This is a genomic window from Gemmobacter sp. LW-1 (assembly GCF_001303875.1).
Taxonomy (GTDB): Bacteria; Pseudomonadota; Alphaproteobacteria; order Rhodobacterales; family Rhodobacteraceae; genus Gemmobacter; species Gemmobacter caeni.
In genome coordinates this window covers 58,163-80,996 of sequence record NZ_LJSC01000048.1, presented here as the reverse complement: position 1 = coordinate 80,996, position 22,834 = coordinate 58,163, and the positions used below count along the sequence as shown (strand labels likewise).

The following is a 22,834-nucleotide window of genomic DNA, read 5'->3' as shown; positions in this document are numbered from 1 at the left end:
GGGATAGACCCCCCCGCGCCATGCGGCGCGGCCGAATCCCGAAGGCTCCCCCGCATACGCGGGGATAGACCCTCCGTGCGGATTGCCACCGCATCCCCGAAACTGGCTCCCCCGCATACGCGGGGATAGACCCGCACGATCAAGCAAGAAGTCGAAGTCACCACGGGCTCCCCCGCATACGCGGGGATAGACCCCCGTGAGATTGTAGGCATCGCCAGTCGTAATCGGCTCCCCCGCATACGCGGGGATAGACCTTGGGCCGTGCATCGGCGCATCACCCTCTGATCGGCTCCACCGCATACGCGGGGACAAATCCGCAGGAATCTAGGCTTTGCGCGCCCAGGCTCCTTCCGGAACGTCGTCGAGTGCGGTGCGCCAGGCGTCGGTGCGTTCGACCGGCAGCGCCGCCAGTTGCAGCGCCGCCTCCGCCACGGCCGCCAGATGGGCGGCGCGGGCCTCGGGCGAGGTGCGGGGCACGCCGTAGGCCACCTGCAGGGGGGCCACCTCGAAGCCCATGTATTCCAGCGCCAGCTTGCGGACCGGCATCAGCAGCGGATCAATCGGGCCGTAGACGCCGTTCTCAGAGAACCGTTCGGGTGTGCCGCCGGTGGTGACGCTGATCATCGCGCGGCGGCCCCGGAACAGGCCGGTTTCGAAGCGTCGTCCGTCCACATAGGCAAAGCCGTAGCTCAGCACCCGGTCGATCCAGCCCTTCATCAGTGCCGGCGGGCCACCCCACCAGACCGGGAACTGCAGGATCACGTTGTCAGCTTCGGCCACGCGTGCCTGCTCGCGGCGGATGTCCTCGGCGTAGGTGCCGTGGCGGGCGGCATTGGCCTGCTCGGCCTGAACATGAAAACGCCCGGCGTCGGCGCGCTCGGTCACGTCATGGGCCCCCACGTCGGCGCGGAAGCCCTCGGCCGCGAGGTCGGAGACCGTGACCCGGTGCCCGGCCTGTCGCAGCGCCGCAGCGGTGCCCCGGGCCAGCGCGTGGTTGAACGAGGCCGGGTCGGGGTGGGCCACGACGATGAGGATGTTGCGAGCGATCATGTCAGTCCTCAGTTCAGGAAACTCGGGAAGAACAGTGACACCTGCGGCACCAGCGCGATCACCGTGAGCACCAGCAGGCAGACCCCCACCATCGGCATCGCCTCGCGGATCACTTTGCCCACCGGCTCGCCCGAGATCGCCGAAGCGATGAACAGCAGGATGCCCACCGGCGGCGTCGCCATGCCGATGACCACGTTCAGCACCACCATGGTGCCGAAATGCACCGGGTCCATGCCGATCAGCGCCTGGAACTTCATCAGGATCGGCATCGTCAGGATGAGGATCGAGATCGGCTCGAGGAACATGCCCAGCACCAGCAGGAAGATGTTGAGCAGCAGCAGGATCATCCACGGGTTTTCGGTCAGCGACAGCATGGCATCGGCGATCAGCTGCGGCACCTGTTCCAGCGTGAAGACGAAGGAGACGATGCTGGCCATCGAGGTGATGAAGAGGATGGAGGTCGACACCAGCGCGGTGGCGATCAGCGCGTCCCAGACCCGCGCGATCGTCAGGTCACGGTAGACGAACCCGATGATGAGCGCATAGCCAACCGCCACGGCGGCGGCCTCGGTCGGGGTAAAGATCCCCGCCTTGATGCCCACAAGGATGATCAGCGGCAGCAGCAGCGCAGGCAGGGTGCGGCGGGTTGCGGCGAGGCGCTCGCGCGCTGTCATCCGGGGCGTGACCGGGAAGCCGTCGCGGCGCGCGCGCCAGCTCGCGTAGATCAGCAGCCCCACGGCGATGCCGATGCCCGGCATGATGCCCGCTAGGAAGAGCTGCCCGATCGAGGCGCCCGACAACACACCGTAGATGATCATGGTGATCGACGGCGGAATGATCGGCCCCATCACCGAGCTTACTGCGATCAGCGCCGCGGCATAGGCCGGGGGCATGCCCTGCTTGGCCATCGACGGGATCAGGATCGAGCCAAGCGCCGAGGCTTCGGCGGTGGCGCTGCCCGAGATCCCTGCGAAGAAACCCGAGGACAGGATCGACACGGAGGACATGCCGCCCCGGCGGTGGCCGACCATGGCGCGGGCGAAGGTCACGATGCGTTCGGTGACGCCGCCCACATTCATCAGCGCGCCTGCCAGCAGGAACAGCGGGATCGTCAGCAGGACGAACTGGTCGACCCCCGCGATCATCCGCTGCGGCAGCATCAGCGCCATCATGCCGTTGCCCGAGAGGTAGAGATAGGCGGTGCCCGCGATGCCGAGCGCCAGCGCAATGGGCACGCCAGTGGCGAGGAAGCCCGCGAAAAGGAGGAAGAAGCTGCTCATGTGGTTCCGGCCGCTGTACAGTCGGCGTCAGACGCCGTGTCTTCGAGATTGTTGATGACCTGGCGGCGGAAGCTGACCGCCAGGTCTCCGAGCACATGCAGCGCCAGCAGCGCGAGACCCACGGTCACGCTCACATAGACCCAGCGGATCGAGAGCCCCAGCGCCTCGCCCGAAAGCGCGGTCCAGATGAAATCGAGTGCGGGGATGGTCTGGCGATCGAAGCGCGAGGCGAAATCCCAGCCGTACCAGGCCATGAGCCCGAGAAAGACCACGATCGGCACCGCCATCACCGCTTTCAGCAGCCAGCGCAGGCGCGGGCTCAGCAGCGAGGGCACGAACTCCAGCACCACGAACTCGCCCTTGGAGAAGGCAAGGCCCAGCACGAGAAAGGTCTGCCAGATCAGCAGGTAGCGGCAAAGCTCCTCGGCCCAGATCAGGCTGCCTCCCAGAATGTAGCGCCAGAACACCTGCGCCAGCATGATCACGACGATCAGCAGCATGCTGACCCCGGCGAGGGTACGCACGAGCCATATGTAGCTTGCAACGAAGCGGGTAAGGGGCCCGGTTCTGTCCTGCATCGGTTTCATCCTCCCTGTGAGGGTGACCCGCGGTGGCGCTCAGGCCCTCGCGGGATGGCTGTGTCAGGAAGGCGTGCCAGCTGCCGCGACCAGCTCGGCGATGAGAGGATCCTTGCCGGACCACTCCGCCGTCAGGTCAGACACGCGATCACGCATCTGGTCGAGCTCGCTCAGCTCGACGATCTCGACGCCCTTGGATTTGAGCTCCTCGCGGCCCTCGAGATCCTGCGTCTTGGCATAGTCGAGCGTCGCGGTGACCGAACGCCGGCCGGCCTCGATCACGGCGGCCTTCTCCTCGTCGTTGAGCCCTTCGAAGAAGCGTTCGGACATCACCGTCGACATGTGCCACGGGTAGTGGCCGGTCAGCGTGAAGTGCTTGCCGACCTCCCAGAGGTTTTCGCCCAGCATCGAGGAGACGTTGATCTCGACAGCGTCGATTACCCCGGTTTCCAGCGCGCCATAGACCTCGCCATAGGGCAGGCCGACGGGCGCGGTGCCCACCGTCTCCCAGATCTGCTGGTGCAGCGGCACCGGCACGATGCGGGTCTTGAGCCCCGAGAAATCCGCGAGCGTGGTGACAGCCTTGTTGATCGACAGGAAGTTGCGCTGGCCAGTGTCGGCGACCGCGAGGCCCACCAGCCCCGCCGGGCGCAGATCGTCGAGGATCTTCTGTCCGACGCCGCCGAGCGCCAGCTCGCCGAAATGGTCGTAGTCGCGGATGAGGAAGGGCATCTGCCAGGCGTTCATCGCCTGACGTCCCGTGACCAGCGGGATCAGCACCCCAGAGACGGCGACCACATCCATCAGCCCGGCGACACCCCCCTCCAGCAATTGCTTGTCATCGCCCAGCTGGCGGTTCGGGAAGATCTGCACCTCGAAACCGCCGGGCATCAGTTCTTCCAGAGCCTCGGCAAAGCTGGTGGCCAGGCGGTGGCCCGGATGCACCTCGTTGGCGGCATGGGCAAAGCGCATGCGGCGCCCGGCGGCGCGGGCGACATGGGGGGCGGCCAGCGCCATGCCCATGGCGGCGGCGCCGGTCAGCAGGGTTCTTCTGTGGATGATCATTGTGGTTTCCTCCCTCGGTGGCGTGATAGGCGGCCCGGCGCGGCCCTCTTCCTCTTGCCTGCGCCGGTCGCAGGGCCGGCCCAGCCGGCGCAAGTCGTGGCCGGTCAGGCCGGCTTCGGGTAATCCCCGGCGTTCAGCACCCATCCCGGTTTCGCCGAGAAGTCCGCGCGCGGGGGGCTGAAGATATCAACGAGCAGGTTGCGGCCCGGCCCGGTGGCCCGGGTGGTATGGATCACCGGCGGCGGGATCACCAACAGCGACGGCGCCCCCATCTCCAGCGCCTTGTCCTCCTTCCAGTCCGCCATGTCACTGGTCCAGGTCCAGCGCAGGTAATGGGTGAAGGAACCCGACAGCGCCAGCGAGCCCTGTTCGAAATCGTCGTGGTGGTGCGGCGACATCTTCGACGGATCGCGCGGCCCGTCGAACGGGTCGAGCACGTTCACCATCAGCGTGGTGCACCGGAAGATACGCCCGAACCGGCCTGCTTCGGGGGTCACGTCGAGCGAATAGTGCCGGACCTTCCAGCCGCCCGGCGGGGCTGGCCAGTCCTGCAGCGGCGGGATGTGACGGCGCGGCACGTCATAGCCCCGCGCATTGCCGCAGAGCGCGACGAGGTCGGCGCTGCGCGTGGTGAAGAGCCGCACGAGCTCGCCGCCCTCGCGGCTGGTGAGACGGCTGGCACCGGCGGGCACGAAGGCAATGGAGTTGCCCGGGACCTGCACGGTCTCGCCGTTCCATTCGATCTCGGCACCGTTCTGCGGCAGCAGCACACAGTACTCGTCTTCCTGTGGGTCACGGGCGAACACGGCGCCCGGCTCGGCAAGGCTATAGGCCACGAGGAAGTTGTGTCCCCTGTGCAACCAGGTGCGGCCCGACGCGTCGGAGAGCTGCGGCGCGCTGTCGTAGAAGGTTGCGCCCTGTTCGACTGCCACGAGGCCGGTCTGGTTCAGCATGCTCGCCGATTTCGAAGCGGCCAGCGACGCGCGCGGATCGGACTTGTCGTACATCTTCTCCCTTTCCCGGCGGCCCCTCCGACCGCCCGTCTCTCGTATCTTCCGCGTTCTCCGGACAGTGCCGTGAAAGCGTCAAGCCCGTCGGGCACAGCCCTTGCAGGGGCTATCCTCGCATTCCGGTGGCGGTCCCGCGGCCCCGGCTCGGGGACGTTCTTGCCATGGTCGGAGTGGTTCGTGTTTCTTTTAGCAGAACAACGTTCTCGCAAACGGAACATACGGATGCTCGCTCGGGGCTGTCAAGTCCTCGCGTTCGGGGAGCGCCCATGCGGCTGATGCGGCGTCGGCTGGCCCATTTCGGGCAGGCGTAATCCCGTCTTTTCCGGCGCCTCAGGGGCGACCGGATGACAAATCTCGCTCTTGCTTTCGGGGGATAGCGGGTGTCAGCCGAAGGGAAGCGGGCCGGAATGGCCCATAAGGACCGAGATCTGCCGCGCGGTCTCCAGCACTGCGGCCGTATGTTCAGGGCCGGGATCGGCGGCCAGCGACTGGGTAAGGTCGACGATCCCCACGGAGCCACAGACCGCGCCGGAGCCGTCGAGAATCGGGCTCGCCAGGGTGTTGAGCCCAAGCGCCGCCTGGTTGGGCGCGGTGGCCCAGCCCCGGCGGCGGATCACCTCGAACTCGGCCGCCAGCAGGGCAGGGTCGGTGAGCGTGTGCTCGGTGAAGGCGGTCAACGCGCCGGTCAGCACGCGCCGCTGGAAAGCCTCGGAGGAAAACGCCGTCGCCACCTTGCCCTGCGCCGAGCCATGGAAGGACAAAAGCGAGCCCACGCGGACGCCGATCTCGATGGGCGAGCGGCCGGGGACGGTTGCGATCACCAGCATCCCGTCCGGCGTCAGTTGCGAGGCCACGGCGGAATGCCCGAGCCGGTCGCGCAGCGCCAGAAGTGAGTCGCGGGTCGAGCTGATGAGCCCACTGTTGTCGAGCACCGCCTGTCCCAGAGATACCAGTTGGTGGCCGATCTCATAGCGCTCGGAATCCTCGTGCTGGAACACATAGCCCTGCTGCACCAGCGTCTGCAGGTGCCGGTGGATGCGGCTCTTGGAAGTGCCGAGCGCGGTGGCGAGGCTGGTGACCCCGACGCCCTTGCCGGTCCGCGCCACCTGGTCAACGATCTGCATCGTCAGAATGACGGACTGAAGCCCCTCGGCCATTTTCTTGTCGTCTTCCGGCATCCTGCCTCCTTCTGGTTCTGGCCGCGCCAAGAGGTTCTACAACCGCCCTGTGCAAGGCTGCAACCGACTGCGCCGGGGCGCGCCGGAACCGGCGCTTGAAACTTCGCCGCTTGACACGGGCGCCATCTGAAAAATAATAGAACATAGTTTCGCTCAGCGGGACAAGCTGAAAGTCATATCTGGCCGACGCCTGTCGAAGGCCGATGACCGAACGCGGGGCAGTTGCCCCGGGCAGAGCACATGGGAGGCACTACGATGACATCCGCGGACGGGCTGGCGCTGGACCAAGAGGCGCGCATTTCCGAGATCCTCCAGGGGGCAGTGGACCCCCATGTCCACAGCGGTCCGTCGATCGCGCCCCGCGCGGTGGATCATCTCGATCTGGCCCGCGAGCTGTCGGGCGCGGGCTTCTCGGCGGTGGTCACCAAGGACCACGACTATTCCGGTGTGATGTGTGCCGCACTGATCAAGGCGCACCACCCTGAACTGAGCACACAGGTGTTTTCGGGGATCGTGTTGAACAACGTGGTGGGCGGGCTCAACCCCTATGCGGTGGAGCACACCGCTGCGATGGGCGGCAAGGTGGTCTGGCTTCCGACCCTCGCCGCCGAGAACCACCTCACATGGGAGGCCTCGTCCGACTGGTCGCACCCGGCCTCGACGCAGAAGATCCGCCCGGCGCGTGCCGTGCCGCTGTTTGATGCCGACGGTGCCATGCTGCCCGAGCTGCTCGATATCCTGGATGTCTGCGCCGCCACGGGGCTGGCGCTGGCCAGCGGCCACATCCACGTCAGCGAGACGAAGAGGGTCTTCGCCGAGGCGAAGAAGCGAGGGGTCGAGCGGCTGATCTTCACCCATCCCGAGGATATCGTCGGCGCCTCGATGGAGGACACGCTCGAGATCGCGAACATGGGCGCGCAGGTCGAGCATTCGCTGGCTTTCTTCGTCGAGGGCTCGAAGTTTCGCAACCGCTCCAACGAAGAGCTCAAGGCCTATATCGACCTCGTCGGCCCCGAGCGGACGATCCTGTGCTCGGATCTGGGGCAGGTGGGGACGATCTCGCCGTTGCAGGGCTTTCGCACTGCGGTCCGGACCTGTCTGGAGCTGGGGTATACCGACGCGCAGATCAAGCCGATGGTCTCGACGAACGCGGCGCAGGTGATCGGCCTCGACGGCTGACGCCGCGCATAAGGACGCTCGCGCACCGCACAAGCGAACCGCGCCGCGGGGCAGGGTGCCACGTCGCGCGCAGACAAGGACATGTCATGCAGGATGTTTTCATTCTCGGTGCCGCACGCACGCCAATCGGCAGTTTCGGCGGCGCATTGTCGTCGCTCGGGCCCGACGCGCTCGGCATCCTCGCCGCCACCGAGGCGATCCGCCGGGCCGGTGTCGAGGCGCAGCAGATCGACAACGCCGTTGTGGGCAACGTCATCCCGACCAGGCCCCGCGACCTGTATCTTGGCCGTGCCATCGGCATCGGGGCGGGGCTGCCGGACAGCTCGCAGGGGCTGACGCTCAACCGGCTTTGCGGGTCCGGTGCGCAGGCCATCGCGACCGCGGCGGGGATGATCCGTGCGGGTGAAAGCCGCCTGTCGCTGGCCTGCGGCGCCGAGGCCATGAGCCTTGCGCCGTTCTCGGTCGACGGCATGCGCCATGGCATCAAGATGGGGGATGCGGGCGCCACCGACTGGATGATGGGCGCGCTCACCGACCCGTTCGGCTGCGGCGCCATGGGCATCACCGCCGAGAACGTGGCCGAGCGTCATAACATCTCGCGCGTCGATCAGGATGCCTTCGCTGCCGAAAGCCAGCGCCGTGCCGGGGTGGCGCTGGCCGAGGGGCGCTTCGCCGCGCAGATTGTGCCGGTGCCGGTGCGCTCGCGCAGTGGCGAGACCCTCGTGGCCGTTGACGAATACCCGCGCCCCGGCACCACCGCCGCGCAACTTGCCGGGCTGCGTCCGGTGTTCCGCAAGGACGGTAGTGTGACTGCGGGCAACGCCAGCGGTATCAATGACGGTGCCGCGGCACTGGTTCTGGCGGGCGAGGACGAGGTCACGGCCCGCGGCCTGTCGCCCATGGCGCGACTCCTGTCCTGGGGCGTGGCGGGTGTGCCGCCCGAGGTCATGGGGCTCGGCCCTGTTGAGGCGGTGCCGCTGGCGCTGTCGCGGGCGGGGCTGACGATTGCCGACATGGACGTCATCGAATCGAACGAGGCCTTCGCGGCACAGGCGATCGCGGTGAATCGGCTGCTCGGGCTCGATCCGGAGAAGGTGAACCCCAACGGCGGCGCCATCGCGCTTGGCCATCCGCTGGGGGCCACCGGGGCGATCCTCGCGGTCAAGGCGATCCACGAATTGCAGCGCATCGGCGGTCGCCACGCGCTGGTCACCATGTGCATCGGCGGCGGTCAGGGTATCGCGCTGGTCATCGAGGCGCTCGGCGCCTGAGGTCACAGAGCAGGGAGGAACACCACCATGACCACCACCTTCAGGGACCGGGTGAGGGCGCGCGAGCTGCTCGTTGGCACCTTCGTCAAGACACCTTCGCCGCATGTGGTCGAGATCCTCGGCCATGCCGGGCTCGACTTCGCGGTGATCGACCAGGAACACGCGCCGATCGAGCTGGGGCAAATGGATATGCTCTCGCTCGCCGGGCGCGCCGTGGGCCTGCCGTTGCTGTCACGTCGCTGGGGCAAAGGCACCGACTGGATCGCGCCGCTGCTCGACCTCGGACTGACCGGCGTCATGGTCCCGCACGTTCTGGACGCCGCGGGCGCCGAGGCGGTTTGCGATGCGGTCCGCTTCGCGCGCAACAAGCGCGGGCTCTCGCCCTCGCCGCGGGCAGGAAACTATGGCGGCATGAGCATCCCCGCCTACCGCGAGGCCAGCGACCGGACCAGCGTCGCGATGGTGCAGATCGAGGACGAGAGCGCGCTTGAGCATCTCGACGCCATGGCCGCCATCGATGACGTGGACCTGCTTTTTGTGGGGCCGGCGGATCTGTCGCAGTCCATGGGGGTAGGCTTCCCGTCGCCCGAGCTTGACGCGGCCATCGACCGGGTGGTCGCCGCATGTCGCACGGCGGGCCGCGCCGTGGGGCTTTTCGTGGGCGACCCGGCGCAGATCCCGGTTTGGCACGCCAGGGGCGTGACGCTGTTCGTCTGCGGATCGGATCAGGCGCTGCTGCGCAAATCCGCCGCCGCCCTCATGGCCTGATCCTGTCCCGTCGCGTTGTGCCGAAGGCCGCTCCTGAAACTGTCATCAGGAGCGGCCGATATACGTTTTCACAGATGGCCTGCGTCAGACCGCCGGTTTGCGGTGCAGCGTCGCCTGTTCGTAGGCATAGGCCATGTTGATGATCGCCGCATCGTCCCATTGCTGAGCCAGGAAGATCAGCTCGAACGGCGCACCCGAGGCGTAGTAGCCCGCTGGAACCGTGATTCCGGGGATGCCGGCGATGTTCAACTCGCCCACCGTCGTTTCGCGGATCGCATCGCCGGAATGCAGGCCCGGCAGTTCCTCAAGCATCTGCGGATAGGCCAGCGCGTCCAGATCGTGACGAGTGAAGACCTCGCGCAGCAGCCGCAGATAGGTGTCTTTCAACGCAGTAAATTGCGGCATCGCGGGCGGCGTCGCGGGCGATTTCAGCACTGCGGCGAAATCGGGCAGTTCGTGCAGATAGCCCAGGATCGCGCCCTTGGCGAAGGGATCTTCGGCCTTGGTCGCCTCGACGAAGTCTTCCCAGGTCTTCAGTGCGGCATCGGGACCCAGACGCTTCAGATAGCAGCTGATATCGTAGGGAAGCGATTCCAGCCCGCGCCCGTCGAAGAAGGGCGTACCGGGGGTGATCTGGCGATGCGTGTTGAAATCGGTGCCCGAGAACGGGTCTTCGACCAGAACCGCCCCCGCGGCCGCCAGTTCGGCTTTCGCACGCTCATACAGCGCCGCCGTCTCGGGCGAGAGCACATCCTTGCGCCAGCCCGGGCCATAGAGACCGATGCGCTTGCCCTTCAGCCCGTCCTTCGACAGGTTGGCCGCGAAACCGCCCTGCGGGATATGGCCAACCGAAGCCAGTGTCTTGGGGTCTTCGGTGGTGAAGCCCGCAATCGCGTCCAGGCAGATCGCCGCATCTTCCACCGTGCGCGCGATTGGGCCCACCATATCGCGATTGCCCGACAGCGGCACGACGCCAGCATTCGGTACCATGCCAATCGTCGCCTTGATCCCCACCAGCCCCTGGGCCGAGGCAGGGTTCTGGATCGAGCCGCCGGTTTCTTCGGCGAGGCCCGTCAGGCAGAAATGCGCGGCAACGGCGCTGGCGGTGCCGGCGCTGGAGCCGCCGGGGGCGCGATCTTCCCGCACCACGTTCAGCGTCGGGCCGGCCCAACTGTCATTGGCATGGGTGCCGGTCCAGCTGAGGATCGGCACATTGGTCTTGCCCAGAATCACCGCCCCCGCCGCCTTCATCCGCGCCGCCACCGGCGCATCGCGTTCGGGCATCAGATCGACGCCGCCGGTGCCGGAATACAGAAGCCGCCAACCTGCGGTCGAGGGATAGCCGACCATATCGACCGTGTCCTTGATCACCACCGGAATCCCCGCCATCGGGCCGAGCTTTTCCCCCGCAGCGCGGCGGCGGTCGATGTCGCGCGCGACATCCAGCGCGTCGTCGCATTCGAAGATCACCGCATTATACTTGCCGTTCAGTGCCTTCATCTGCGCGATTGACGCGCGGGTCAGCGACTCGGAGGTCAGGCTGCCATCGGCGAAGGCGGCCTGCGCTTGGGTGATCGTCAAAGTGCCAAGATCGATCTGCGGGGTCTCAGCGTTGGTAGACATTTCGGGCCTTTCCGCGCGAAAAAGCGCAGCTGACGCTCTGCCGGGAGGCAGAGCGGGACGGTGAAGGGAAAGCGCAGGATCAGAGCGATATCGGCCGCCAGGCCCAATGGCCCTGGCCGAGACCGTCTTCCGGTCGATGCGGGTGAAACTCTGACATCCTTGTCAGGCGGGGCGTGGCAAAGCCTTGCCCGACGGCCTGGCGCTATTACCATGCCGGGATCGTGGCCGCTGGCGGCGGGCGGAACCAAGGGACCACAGAAGCCGCAAGCGAACGATCAATCCGATGTGATCCTCGTTTCTGCCTGTCGTCAAGGCAGAATTTGCCGCAATTTGTCACCATCTTGCGCCAGCGCCGGAATCTGCTGCAATGGGGTTTGACAAGCGGCTCGGCTTCAGTCTTGATGATCCTATCCTTGAGCAGGGCAGCTCTCTTCCGATTGATTTCGGGCGAGAGCTTTTTTGTTTTTTTACGGGCCGGAGGAGCCGGGCCGGGTTTCGGACGGGTGCATGACAGACGACCCCTGGAGGATCGGCGTGATCATGTCGCAAAGCGGCGTGACAGGTGCGATCGAACGCAATCAGCTGGCGGCGACGCGGCTTGCCATCGCCGAGATCAACGCGATGGGCGGCGTGCTGGGGCGCAAGCTGCACGCGGTCTTCCGCGATCCGAAATCGACGCCCGCGCTCTATCGCAGCCATGCTCAGGAGCTGTGCCGCGACGAGCGGATTCAGGTAATTTTCGGCGGCCATATGTCCAGCACGCGCAAGGCGATGCTGCCCGAGATCGAGGCCTACAACGCGCTGCTGTTCTATCCGACCCTGTATGAGGGCTTCGAATATTCGCGCCATTGCGTCTATACCGGCGCGGCACCGAACCAGAATTCGGTGCCACTGGTCGATTATCTGCATCGCAGCTTCGGGCGCCGGCTGTTCCTCGTCGGCTCGGATTACGTCTATCCCTACGAATCGAACCGCATTGTCTCGGACCTGCTGCGCTCGCGCGGGGGGGAGGTGGTCGACGAGATCTATGTGCCGCTGGATCTGAAGCATAAACATGTGACCCAGATCATCGACCGTATTCGCGACCATAAGCCGGATATGATCTATTCCACCGTGGTGGGCGACGGGATCATCCCCTTCTACACCGCTTATCGCGAGGCGGGATTCGATCCGCAGACCTGCCCGATCGCCAGCCAGTCGACCAGCGAAGTGGATGTGGCGCGGATGCCGCCCGGCGTGGCTGACGGCCATGTGATCGCAGCGCCGTTCTTCGATTCGCTGCGCATCCCTGCCGCGCTGGCCTTCGCCCGCGCCTTCCGGCTGGCAGCGGGCGGGCCGATCCCGGCCACAGCCCCCGCCGAGGCCGCCTATTTCTCGGTTCATCTCTACGCCGCGGCTTTGGCTCTGGCAGGCGAAGACGGGATCGAGGCGCTGCTGCCGGCGCTGTACGAGGTCGAGGTCGATGCGCCGCAGGGGGCGGTGCGGGTGGACCGGCTGACCAATCACACCCATCTCTGGCCGCGCGTCGCCCGGATCCGCGAGCAGGGCCCCTATGACATCGTCAGCCAGCCCACCGAGCGTGTGGCGCCCGACCCCTATCTGGTGCGGATCTCGGGCCTGCCCGAAGACACCGACCCCATCGCTTTTCCGTTCAGCGCCGCGCGCTTCTGAGGTTCATGATGAGCTACGCCTTCCTTAAGGAATTGCGCAATCTCTCGGTCGTCGTCCTGCATCCGATGGACGAGGAGGGCATGGCCCTGACCGACCATCTGCGGCGGATCGGCTGCATGCCGCAGCTGGTCTGGCCGGTGCCGGAAAAGCTGCCCAAGGGCACGAATATTTTGCTGGTGGCGATTGTCGATGACCAGCGCGAAGCGCTGCGGCGTCTGTTTCGCACCATGGAAAATCCAGCGCCCACGCTTCTGGCAATTGTCAGCTATGAAAACCCCGCCACGCTGCAACTGGTGCTGGAGAGCGGCGCGATGGCGGTGATCGGGCGGCCGATCAAGCCCTTCGGTCTGCTGACCAATCTGGCGATTGCCCGCAATATCTGGACCCAGACCCAGAACCTTGCCCGCGATGCACGCCGCTACAAGCGCAAGGTCAAGGGGGAACAGGCGGTCAGCCGCGCCAAGACCATCCTGATGGCCACCCGCAATATCGACGAGGACCAGGCCCATCGTGAGCTGCGTGCCGAAGCCATGAGCCGCCGTATCGCGATTGAAGCGGTGGCTCAGGATATCATCGCCGGTGCTCACACCCAAATTGCAGGTATTGCCTCTGTGGGGGAAGAAATTTTCTTGTCCGATCCGAAAGAATCGGATTAACTTCGCTTCAGGATGGTCCCCGGCTTGTCCGGCCACCTCCGCACGGTCCGCCTCAGGCTGACCGTTCCATAGGCAATGCAGCCCGCAATCGTTCTGCAGGAGCGAGGCGGGCTTTTTTGTTTCGACAGCGCTGTCGGTCGTAATTCCAGCATAAGAAACCCCATCGCAGGCATGGCCTTTGCCTGTGCATGGCCACCAACAACAGGGAAAAACAATGACACTGAAACGTCGTCAGTTTCTGACCACTGCTGCGGTTTCGGCGGGCGCTCTGGCCATGCCGGGCTATATCCGCAGCGCCCGCGCCGCTGAGACTATTCAGGTCGGCGCGCTTTACTCGCAGACCGGCGGGCTTTCCGTGGTCGAGAAGATGCTGGCCAGCGCCGTGCAACTTGCGGCCTCCGAGATCAATGCATCCGGCGGCGTGCTGGGCAAGCAGATCGAGGTAATCGTCGAAGACGGTGCCTCTGACCCGAAAACTTTCGCCGAAAAAGCGCAGAAGCTTGTGATCAAAGACAAGGTGCAGACCGTGTTTGGCTGCCACACCTCGGCCAGCCGCAAGGCGGTGCTGCCGATCTTTGAACGCCGCAATGCGATGCTGTTCTACCAGACCCATTACGAGGGCTTCGAATGCTCGCGCAATGTCGTTTACCTTGGCGCAGTGCCGAACCAGCAGCTCTCGAACTACATTCCCTGGATCATCAACACGCTGGGCAAGAAGAAATTCTTCATCGTCGGCTCGAACTATGTCTATCCGCGCGAGATGGCCAAGGTCTCGAAAAGCCTGATCGAGGCGGGCGGTGCCGAATGGGTGGCAGATGAATATCTGGAGCTTGGCCATTCCGAATGGGCGGTGATGGTCAACAAGATCAAGGAGTCCGGCGCCGATGTGGTCCTGTCGCATGTGGTGGGCGATTCGATCATTTCCTTCTACCGCGAATTCCGCAATCAGGGCCTCAGCCATGCCGAGTTGCCGATCTGCGCCACGGTGACCTCGGAGATCGAGATCGCCGCGATGGGGCCGGAATATGCGGCGGGCAGCTACACCTCCTTCCCCTATTTCATGTCGATCGACCGGCCGGAAAACCGCAGTTTCATCGAGCGCTACCGCGCCTTCGTGAATGATCCCAAAGCGATCACCTATCACTCGCTGGAAGCGGCCTATTTCCAGCTGTTCCTGTGGAAACAGGCCGTTGAGAAGGCAGGGGATTTCTCGGCGGACGGTATCCGCGAGAATATCCGCGGGCAGGAATATGATGCGCCCGGTGGCCCGGTGAAGGTTGATCCCGACAACCTCCACACCTGGGTGACCCCGAATATTGGTCAGTGGCAGGACGACGGCCAGAGCAAGATCGTCGACAGCTATGGCAAGCCGATCAAGCCGCTGCCGTATTCCGGCTATGGCGAGACGGCAGAAAACCTGTTCTGCACCGCCGCCGGTCTCGACAGCTCGAAACTCTGATCTGCCGTGCCCGGGCGGGTCATGCCTGCCCGGGCCGCCACCCTCCGCGAAAGGCCGGTCGCCTGTGTTCGATACTCTGTTCATCGGATTGAGCCTCAGCTCGATCCTTCTGCTCGTGGCGCTGGGCCTTGCGGTCACCTATGGCGCCATGGGCATCATCAATATGGCCCATGGCGAGATGGTCATGATCGGCGCCTATGTCGCGGTCCTGTCCAATATCTGGCTGGGCACCAACCTGCTGCTGACGATACCGCTGGCCTTCCTTGTCACCGCCGCGCTTGGTTATGGGCTGGAGCGCCTGGTGGTGCGGCGGCTTTACGGGCGGCTTCTGGATACGCTTCTGGCCACCTGGGGCATCGCGATCCTGTTGCAACAGGCGATCCGGCTGGAATTCGGCCTGAGCTTTTTCGGCATCCATGTCGAGGGTCTGGGCTCGGGCCTGCAAAACGTGCCGGTGCCGCAGTTCCTGCAAGGCACACTGGGCCTGTTCGGGCTGCAACTGAACAGCTATCGCGTCTTCATCGTGCTGGTGACGCTGGTTCTGGCGGGGCTGACCTGGTTCACCCTCTATCGCACGCCACTTGGGATGAAGGTGCGCGCGATCATCCGCAATCCGCAAATGGCCGCCGCCTGCGGCATTGATGTCAAGGCCACCAATGCGATCACCTTCGCGCTTGGCTCGGGCCTCGCCGGGGTGGCGGGGGTGCTGATGGCGGGCTTCCGCTCGGTCTCGCCCGACATGGGGGCGACGATGGTGGTCGACGGCTTCATGGTCGTCGTGACCGGGGGCGTGGGCAGCCTGTTGGGCACGGTGGCCGCCGCTGGCATCCTGGGCGAGATCAACGCGCTGGTTGCCATCTTCTTCAACGAGATTGCCGGGCGGGCCTCGGTCCTGCTGGTGGTGATCCTTGTGATCCTTCTCCGGCCCGCCGGGCTGTTCAGCTTCAAGGGGCGCTGAGGCATGACTTCCCTTCTGACCAATTACCGCATCTGGGCCTATCTGCTGTTCTTCGCCGTCCTGCTGGCGCTGCCGCTGACCGGCGATGACTTCTGGCTGAACCGGGTGGCGAAATATCTGTGCTTCGGCATGCTGGGCGCCGCCATCGCGCTGACATGGGGCTATGCCGGGGTGCTGAACCTGGGGCAGGGCCTGTTCTTCGGTCTCGGCGCCTATGCGATGGCGATGCCGCTGAAGCTCGCGAGCTATACCAGCCTGCAACAGGGGTCCGACCAGCCGGTACCGGATTTCATGCTGTGGAATGCGCAGCCCGGCGCCTCGACCGATCTGTGCTGCATCACGCCCGGATCCTGGCTGTGGATCCCGTTCCAGTCGCAATGGTTCGGGGTGGCGATGGCGATTATCGCGCCGGTGATCGTGGCGACGCTGCTGGGCAAGCTGATCTTCGGCCAGCGGATCTCTGGCGTCTTCGTGTCGATCATCACCCTGGCGCTGGTGCTGCTGGCGCGGCTTCTGCTGGTCGATGCCCAGCCCGTGACCAACGGCTTCAACGGGTTGACCGACCTGGGCTATTTCAACCTGTTCGGAACCGAGCTCGATCCCTATGCGGTGACCACCTATTACGTCATCACCATCGCGCTGATCGTGGTGCTGACGCTGGCACGGCTTCTGGTTGCGACCCGCGCCGGCACCGTGCTGCAGGCCACCCGCGACAGCCAGACCCGGGCGCTGTATCTGGGCTATGACGTGCCGGCCTATCAGACCTTCTTCTTCGCCGTTTCGGCGGCGATCTCGGGGCTGGCGGGGATGCTTTATGTGGTGGTGGCGGAATTCGCCTCGCCCTCGTTCCTGGATCTGACCTTCTCGGTGTCGATGGTGGTCTGGGCGGCCGTGGGCGGGCGCGGCTCGATCCTGGGAGCCTGTATCGGGGCGATCCTGATCAACGTGCTTGAGGCGCGGGCCTCGGAAACCGAAGCCCTGGTCGAGGCCTGGAAGGCGATCGTCGGCCTGATCTTCGTGCTGGTGGTGATCTGGCTGCCCCAGGGTCTTGGCGGCTTTGCCCATGACATGATGCGCCGGCTGACCGGGCGGCAGCGCCCCGAGGCCGTGAATCAAGAGGTGCGGCAATGACCGTCTATGCATTGCAGACCGAAGGTCTGGGCGTCAGCTTCGGACGGTTCCGCGCCGTGGATGGCGTGTCGCTGAAGGTGGCGAAGGGCGAGTTGCGGGTGCTTCTGGGCGCGAATGGCGCCGGCAAGACCACGCTGATGGATCTGATCAGCGGCCGCACCCGGTCAACCGCGGGGCGGGTGCTGCTGAATGGGCGCGATGTCACCAACCTGCGCGAATATCGCATCGCGCGGGCCGGGATCGGGCGCAAGTTCCAGATCCCCTCGATCTTCACCGGGCTGACGGTGCGGCAGAATATCGAAGTGGCGCAGTCGCGCCATCCCGGCGTCTTTTCGAATCTGCGCATCGGGCGCAGCGCGGCCGACCGGGCGCGGGTGGACGAGGTGATCGAGCTGGTCGGCCTGTCGGACCAGATGAAGACCGAGGCCGGCACACTGAGCCATGGCCAGATCCAATGGCTGGAACTGGGCATGCTGATGATCCAAAGCCCCGAGGTCATTCTGCTGGACGAACCCACCGCCGGCATGACCCAGGCCGAAACCGGCAAGACCGCCGCGATCATCAACCGGCTGAAGGGCAATCACACCATGCTGGTGGTCGAGCATGACATGGCTTTCGTGCGCGACATTGCCGAGAAGATCACGGTTCTGCATCTGGGGCGCGTTCTGGCCGAAGGCACCGTGGCCGAGATCGAAAGCGATGCGGCCGTGCGCGCCGCCTATCTGGGGTCACAGGAGATTTCCGCATGCTGAGCCTGACCAATCTGGAAAGCTGGTATGGACGGTCGCGGGCGCTGAATGGCATCAGCCTCGAGGTGCCCGAGGGCAAGATCACCGGCATTGCGGGGCGCAACGGCACCGGCAAGACGACGCTGCTGAAGACCATCATGGGCCTGACCGACAGCGCCAAGGGCGTGGTGCGGCTGGGCGGGCGCGACATCTCGGCGGCGCCCACCCATATGCGCGCCCGCGCCGGGATTGCCTATGTGCCGCAGGGGCGCGGCATCATCCCTGATTTCACCGTGCGCGAAAACATCGTGATGGGCGGCTTTGCCAACCGTGCGGGCAAGCGCGCCGTGCCCGAGATCGTGCCCGAACTGTTCCCCTATCTGGCGGAAAACATGGACCGGCGCGGCGGGCTTCTGTCGGGCGGGCAGCAGCAGCAGCTGGCCATCGCCCGGGCGCTTGCGGCCGAGCCGGATGTGGTGCTTCTGGACGAGCCGAACGAAGGCATCCAGCCCTCGATCGTCGAGGATATCGAGAAGGTGATCCTGCGGATGAGCCGCGACTTTGGCCTGACGGTGATCCTGGTCGAGCAGAATATCGGCTTCCTGCGCCGTGCCGCCTCGCGCTTTGCGATGCTGGAAAAGGGCGCGGTGGTGGAAGGCGGCGATATCTCGGGCCTGACCGACGCGGTGGTCGACCGCCATATGACGATCTGAACCGGGCGAGGGCCATGATGCAGGATTTCACCTTTGACGCGCCCGGCGCCCTGAAGATCGAATGGGACGGCGCCCGGCGATTGGGCGGCCTGCTGGCCGCGCGCTTTTCGGCGCGCCGGGCGTTGCTGGTCACCGATGCGCCGCTGGTGCGTTTGGGGGTGATCGCGCCAGCCCTGGCCACGCTGGAAGAGGCGGGGTTCCGGGTCAGCGTCTTCGACGGCACGGTGGCCGATCCGCCGGAGTCGGCGGCCCTCGATTGTGTGGCGCTGGGCCGGACCGCAGGGGCCGATCTGGTGATCGGCTTCGGCGGCGGCTCGTCGCTCGATATCGCCAAGCTGGCCGCGGTGCTGCTGCACAGTGACCAGCCGCTGGCGGGGCTTTACGGCATCGACAAGGTGCAGGGCGGTCGTCTTCCGCTGGTTCAGGTGCCCACCACCGCCGGAACCGGGTCGGAAGTGACCAATATCACCATCCTGACCACGGGTGAGACCACCAAGATGGGCGTCGTTGCTCCGCAGCTTTATGCCGATCTGGTGCTGCTGGATGCCGCGCTGACTCTGGGCCTGCCGCCGGGCCAGACCGCCGCCACCGGCATCGACGCGATGGTCCACGCGATCGAGGCTTATACTTCGCGGCACAAGAAGAACCCGCTCTCCGATCTTTATGCGCGCGAGGCCCTGCGGCTGCTGGCCGCGAACCTTGTGACCGCCTGCACCGATGGGCAGAACCGCCCTGCGCGCGAGGCGATGCTGTATGGTGCCTGCCTCGCCGGCAAGGCCTTTGCCAACAGCCCGGTCGGCGCGGTGCATGCGCTGGCCTATCCCTTGGGGGGCCGCTATCACCTGCCGCATGGGCTGACCAATGCGCTCATGCTGGGGCCGGTCCTGCGTCACAACCTGCCCGCCGCAGCACCGCTTTATGCCGAACTGGGTGCGCTTCTGGGCTTTGGCGCTGCGGCCACGGATTTCATTGCCGGCATGGAGGCGTTGATGGACCGCTCCGGCGCGCCGCGCCGGCTGCGCGATGTGGGCGTCAGTGCCGAAAGTCTGCCTGTTCTTGCTGCGGATGCCATGCTGCAGACCCGACTTCTGGGCAACAACCCGGTTCCGGTGACCGAATCCGACGCGCTGGCGCTGTATCGCGCGGCGTTTTGAGCGTTCAGACTGCGGGGTCCAGCAAGAGATCGGTGTGGCGGAGGATTTCTTCCGTGAGGAAGCTGATCACCGCCCGTTCGCGCCGCATCTGCCGCGTGTCGCGATGGCAGGTCAGCCAGTAGGTGCGCGTCAGCGCAATCTCGTCGGGCAGAACCGGCACCAGATCGGGGCAGGCTTTGGTCATGTAGCAGGGCAGGACACTCAGGCCATTGCCCTGCCGCACAGCGATCATCTGGCTGTAGATGCTGGAGCTCTTGAAGGCGGGTCGCAGGCCGGGATGCACCTCGCCCAGATAGTCGAGGCCGGTGGCGAAGAGCATTTCCTCGATATAGCCCAGGAAGCGATGCTTCAGCAGATCGGCCCGCGAACGGATCGGCTCTTGCGCGGCCATATAGGATTTGGCCGCATAAATCCTTAGCTGATAATCGGCCAGCCGCTCGGAGCGATAGCCCCCGCGCGTCACCGGGTCCAATGTCACGGTCAAATCTGCCTCGCGCCGCGACAGCGAGATCACCTGGGTCAGAGTGATCAGTTCCAGCGACAGATCGGGAAACCGCGCGGTGAAGGCCGCCAGCATATGTTCGCTGAAGAAGTTGGAAAAGCCTTCGGGCACGGCAAGGCGCAGATTGCCGGTCAGGCCCTGGCCCGGCCCCGCGCCGGGAATGACCCCGCCCGAGGCTTCTTCCATCCGCTCAGCCGTTTCGACCAGACGCCGGCCGCTGGCCGTCAACTCATACCCTCGGGCCGAGCGTTCGAACAGGCGCTGGCGCAGCGCGGCCTCCAGCCGGTCTATCCGCCGCGCCACCGTGACATGCGATGACCCAAGCTGGCGCGCGGCCCCGCTAAGCTGGCCATCCCGGGCCAGGGCCAGGAAGAACTGCATGTCGTCCCAGTTGAACTGCGTCATGCTGTTCGTTTTCGTACACATCCTGTGAGAAATCAATCAGCCTGAATGGCTTGTCCGAAAAGAAATCCTGACGCATTTTCCTAAGACGGTCCGGAGGAGGGCCTGAACAATTATGAACATATCGAAGCTTCGGCTGCGGCCGCTTCCCTTGCAGGGATGCGACCCGATGCAGGCCGCGCTGGGGCTGGGCAGCGAGAAGGGGGTGTCAGTGGAAAGCTATGATTACATCGTGATCGGGGCGGGCAGCGCGGGCTGCGTGCTGGCGAACCGGCTTTCGGCCGATCCGAAAACCCGGGTTCTGCTGCTGGAAGCGGGCGGCCGTGACAATTACGCCTGGATCCATATTCCGGTGGGGTATCTCTACTGCATCAACAACCCGCGCACCGATTGGCGTTTCCGCACCGAGGAAGAACCGGGGCTGAACGGCCGGTCGCTGCTGTACCCGCGCGGGCGGGTGCTGGGCGGCTGTTCGTCGATCAATGGCATGATCTATATGCGGGGCCAGGCGCAGGACTATGACGGCTGGGCGCAGGCGGGCTGCACCGGCTGGGGCTGGGAGGATGTGCTGCCGCTGTTCCGCGCGCAGGAGGATTACCATCTTGGCGCCAGCGCGCTGCATGGCGCGGGCGGCGAATGGCGGGTGGAGAAGGCGCGGCTGCACTGGGAGGTGCTGGATGCGTTTCGCGATGCGGCGCTGGAATTTGGCATCCCGCGCAATGACGATTTCAACGGCGGCGACAATGAGGGCGCGGGATATTTCGAGGTCAACCAGCGTCGCGGCGTCCGCTGGAACACCACGAAAGCCTTCCTGCGCCCGGCAGTGGGGCGGCCCAATCTCCGGGTGCTGACCGGCGCTCAGGCCGAACGGCTGATCATCGAGGAAGGCGAGGTGAGGGGCGTCGTCTTCCACCATCAGGGCAGCCGCAAGGAGGCGCGGGCGCTGCGTGAAACGGTGCTGTCGGCCGGTGCCATCGGCTCGCCGCAGCTGTTGGAACTGTCGGGCATCGGCCGGGGTGAGGTGCTGGCCGCAGCGGGGATCGCGCCGGTCAAAGAGGTGCCCGGGATCGGCGAGAACCTGCAGGATCATCTGCAACTGCGCCTGGTCTACAAGGTGCATGGCGTGCCGACACTGAACGAAAAAGCCTCAAGCCTGTTCGGCAAGGCCGTGATCGGGCTGGAATATCTGCTGAAACGCTCGGGCCCGATGGCGATGGCGCCCAGCCAGCTGGGGATCTTCACCCGCTCGGGCCCGGAAAAGGCCAGTGCCGATCTGGAATGGCATGTGCAGCCGGTCAGTCTGGATAAATTCGGCGACCCGGTGCATCCTTTCCCGGCGATCACCGCCAGCGTCTGCAATCTGCGGCCCGAAAGCCGCGGTTCGGTGCATGTGAAAAGCGGCGATTTCCGCAGCGCACCCGCGATCCGCCCGAATTACCTGTCGACCGAGGGCGACCGCGAGGTGGCGGCGCGCTCGATCCGGCTGACCCGGCAGATCGCCGCGCAACCGGCCTTTGCCCGCTTCCGCCCGGAAGAGTTTCGCCCCGGCCCGGCCTATGACAGCCGCGACGATCTGGTCCGCGCGGCAGGCGATATCGGCACCACGATCTTCCACCCGACCGGCACCTGCCGGATGGGCAGCGATGGCGGCTCGGTCGTCGATCGGCGGCTGAAGATGCGTGCGCTGGGGCGGCTGCGGATCGCCGATGCCTCGGTCATGCCGACAATCACCAGCGGCAACACCAACTCCCCGACCATCATGATCGCCGAAAAGGCCGCAAGGATGATGCTGGAAGATGCCCGTGCCTGATCCGTTCCAACCCGCCGTTCTGATCCGCCGCGAAGGCCGTGCCGGGCGCATCACGCTGAACCGACCGGCGCGGCTGAACGCGCTGACGCGTGAGATGTGCCTGGCGATCCTGGCCGCGCTTGACGCCTGGCGGGCGGATCCGGCGGTGGCGCTGGTGATCTTCGATGCGGCGGGTGATCGTGCCTTTTCCGCTGGCGGGGATGTGGTCGCGGTGGTCAGGGCAGCGCAGGCGGGCGATTTCACCTTTGGCCGCGATTTCTTCCGCGACGAATACCGGATGAATGCGCTGATCGCTCTGTATCCGAAACCGATCATCGCCTTTATGCAGGGCTATACGATGGGCGGCGGGATCGGGATCGGCGGCCATGCCAGCCACCGGATCCTGGGCGAGACCACGCAGATGGCTATGCCTGAAACCCGGATCGGCCTGGTGCCTGATGTCGGCGCCAGCGCGCTTCTGGCCCGGTCGCCGGGGCGGACGGGTCTGTATCTGGGCCTGACCGGCGCGCGCATGACGCCCGGCGATGCGATCTATTGCGGCTTTGCCGATCTTCTGCTGCCGCAGGCCGACTGGCCCGGCCTGATCGAGTGGCTTGCGGAAAGCGGCGATCCGGCGGTGTTGCCTAAGGGCAGAGCGCCGGACTCGGA

General features: G+C 65.6%; 21 protein-coding genes and 1 CRISPR repeat array (1 of these 22 only partly in view). Of the genes, 13 read left to right on the top strand and 8 right to left on the bottom strand.

Going from position 1 to position 22,834, the window contains the following annotated elements:
• Positions 1 to 316: a CRISPR direct-repeat array (repeat unit 29 nt; unit sequence GGCTCCCCCGCATACGCGGGGATAGACCC) (it extends 872 nt beyond the left edge of the window).
• Positions 317 to 324: 8 nt separating this feature from the next.
• The 6 genes from AO684_RS13860 to AO684_RS13835 all read right to left on the bottom strand — a co-directional run bounded on the left by AO684_RS13860 (position 325) and on the right by AO684_RS13835 (position 6,161).
• Entirely contained in the window at positions 325 to 1,050 is a 726-nt protein-coding gene (locus AO684_RS13860; protein ID WP_054303341.1) for an NAD(P)H-dependent oxidoreductase, read from the bottom strand.
• An 8-nt stretch (positions 1,051 to 1,058) separates the two neighbouring features.
• Positions 1,059 to 2,330, bottom strand: coding sequence for a TRAP transporter large permease (locus tag AO684_RS13855; protein WP_054303340.1), 1,272 nt, complete (start codon positions 2,328 to 2,330; stop codon positions 1,059 to 1,061).
• Positions 2,327 to 2,908, bottom strand: a complete 582-nt coding sequence (locus tag AO684_RS13850; RefSeq protein WP_054303339.1) for a TRAP transporter small permease — start codon at positions 2,906 to 2,908, stop codon at positions 2,327 to 2,329. Before AO684_RS13850 ends, AO684_RS13855 begins: the two co-directional genes overlap by 4 nt.
• 63 nt (positions 2,909 to 2,971) lie before the next feature.
• Positions 2,972 to 3,973 (bottom strand): TRAP transporter substrate-binding protein, encoded by a 1,002-nt coding sequence (locus AO684_RS13845; RefSeq protein WP_054303338.1) that lies wholly within the window; start codon positions 3,971 to 3,973, stop codon positions 2,972 to 2,974.
• Between the two features lie 104 nt (positions 3,974 to 4,077).
• Positions 4,078 to 4,980 carry a hypothetical protein gene (locus tag AO684_RS13840; RefSeq protein WP_054303337.1) on the bottom strand — a complete coding sequence of 301 codons (903 nt, stop codon included), beginning with the start codon at positions 4,978 to 4,980 and terminating at the stop codon, positions 4,078 to 4,080.
• Positions 4,981 to 5,366: 386 nt separating this feature from the next.
• Complete coding sequence (locus tag AO684_RS13835) at positions 5,367 to 6,161, bottom strand: IclR family transcriptional regulator (RefSeq protein WP_054303336.1); 795 nt, start codon at positions 6,159 to 6,161, stop codon at positions 5,367 to 5,369.
• A 255-nt stretch (positions 6,162 to 6,416) separates the two neighbouring features.
• On the opposite strand from AO684_RS13835, the gene AO684_RS13830 reads away from it, so the two are divergent.
• From AO684_RS13830 to AO684_RS13820, 3 genes are all read left to right on the top strand, one after another.
• Positions 6,417 to 7,340, top strand: a complete 924-nt coding sequence (locus AO684_RS13830) for a DUF6282 family protein (protein WP_054303335.1) — start codon at positions 6,417 to 6,419, stop codon at positions 7,338 to 7,340.
• Between the two features lie 86 nt (positions 7,341 to 7,426).
• Entirely contained in the window at positions 7,427 to 8,611 is a 1,185-nt protein-coding gene (locus AO684_RS13825; RefSeq protein WP_054303334.1) for an acetyl-CoA C-acyltransferase, read from the top strand.
• Positions 8,612 to 8,638: 27 nt separating this feature from the next.
• Entirely contained in the window at positions 8,639 to 9,379 is a 741-nt protein-coding gene (locus AO684_RS13820) for an HpcH/HpaI aldolase/citrate lyase family protein (protein WP_054303333.1), read from the top strand.
• Positions 9,380 to 9,463: 84 nt separating this feature from the next.
• On the opposite strand, the gene AO684_RS13815 is transcribed toward AO684_RS13820, so the two are convergent.
• Positions 9,464 to 11,002, bottom strand: a complete 1,539-nt coding sequence (locus tag AO684_RS13815; RefSeq protein ID WP_054303332.1) for an amidase — start codon at positions 11,000 to 11,002, stop codon at positions 9,464 to 9,466.
• 507 nt (positions 11,003 to 11,509) lie between these two features.
• Between AO684_RS13815 and AO684_RS13810 the strand changes: the two genes are divergently transcribed.
• The 8 genes from AO684_RS13810 to AO684_RS13775 all read left to right on the top strand — a co-directional run bounded on the left by AO684_RS13810 (position 11,510) and on the right by AO684_RS13775 (position 19,472).
• Positions 11,510 to 12,673 carry a transporter substrate-binding domain-containing protein gene (locus AO684_RS13810; RefSeq protein WP_054303331.1) on the top strand — a complete coding sequence of 388 codons (1,164 nt, stop codon included), beginning with the start codon at positions 11,510 to 11,512 and terminating at the stop codon, positions 12,671 to 12,673.
• A gap of 8 nt (positions 12,674 to 12,681) precedes the next feature.
• Positions 12,682 to 13,329 (top strand): ANTAR domain-containing response regulator, encoded by a 648-nt coding sequence (locus AO684_RS13805; protein ID WP_082400995.1) that lies wholly within the window; start codon positions 12,682 to 12,684, stop codon positions 13,327 to 13,329.
• Between the two features lie 214 nt (positions 13,330 to 13,543).
• Complete coding sequence (locus tag AO684_RS13800) at positions 13,544 to 14,788, top strand: transporter substrate-binding domain-containing protein (protein ID WP_054303330.1); 1,245 nt, start codon at positions 13,544 to 13,546, stop codon at positions 14,786 to 14,788.
• A 64-nt stretch (positions 14,789 to 14,852) separates the two neighbouring features.
• Positions 14,853 to 15,746, top strand: a complete 894-nt coding sequence (gene urtB, locus AO684_RS13795; protein ID WP_054303329.1) for an urea ABC transporter permease subunit UrtB — start codon at positions 14,853 to 14,855, stop codon at positions 15,744 to 15,746.
• Positions 15,747 to 15,749: 3 nt separating this feature from the next.
• On the top strand, positions 15,750 to 16,877 hold the full coding sequence (urtC, locus tag AO684_RS13790; RefSeq protein WP_054303328.1) for an urea ABC transporter permease subunit UrtC: 1,128 nt from the start codon (positions 15,750 to 15,752) through the stop codon (positions 16,875 to 16,877).
• Positions 16,874 to 17,629, top strand: a complete 756-nt coding sequence (gene urtD / locus AO684_RS13785; RefSeq protein ID WP_054303327.1) for an urea ABC transporter ATP-binding protein UrtD — start codon at positions 16,874 to 16,876, stop codon at positions 17,627 to 17,629. Before urtC ends, urtD begins: the two co-directional genes overlap by 4 nt.
• A complete protein-coding gene (gene urtE / locus AO684_RS13780) occupies positions 17,623 to 18,318 on the top strand; it encodes an urea ABC transporter ATP-binding subunit UrtE (protein WP_054303326.1) in 696 nt (231 codons plus the stop codon). Before urtD ends, urtE begins: the two co-directional genes overlap by 7 nt.
• A gap of 14 nt (positions 18,319 to 18,332) precedes the next feature.
• Complete coding sequence (locus tag AO684_RS13775; RefSeq protein ID WP_152968429.1) at positions 18,333 to 19,472, top strand: iron-containing alcohol dehydrogenase; 1,140 nt, start codon at positions 18,333 to 18,335, stop codon at positions 19,470 to 19,472.
• A gap of 4 nt (positions 19,473 to 19,476) precedes the next feature.
• Here AO684_RS13775 and AO684_RS13770 read toward each other — a convergent pair whose 3' ends face one another.
• Positions 19,477 to 20,379 (bottom strand): LysR family transcriptional regulator, encoded by a 903-nt coding sequence (locus AO684_RS13770; RefSeq protein WP_054303325.1) that lies wholly within the window; start codon positions 20,377 to 20,379, stop codon positions 19,477 to 19,479.
• Between the two features lie 166 nt (positions 20,380 to 20,545).
• Between AO684_RS13770 and AO684_RS13765 the strand changes: the two genes are divergently transcribed.
• Positions 20,546 to 22,186 (top strand): GMC family oxidoreductase, encoded by a 1,641-nt coding sequence (locus tag AO684_RS13765; protein WP_054303358.1) that lies wholly within the window; start codon positions 20,546 to 20,548, stop codon positions 22,184 to 22,186.
• Positions 22,179 to 22,834 (top strand): enoyl-CoA hydratase/isomerase family protein (locus AO684_RS22310; RefSeq protein ID WP_235451289.1); only part of this gene is annotated, 656 nt, incomplete at its 3' end. The genes AO684_RS13765 and AO684_RS22310, both read left to right, overlap by 8 nt.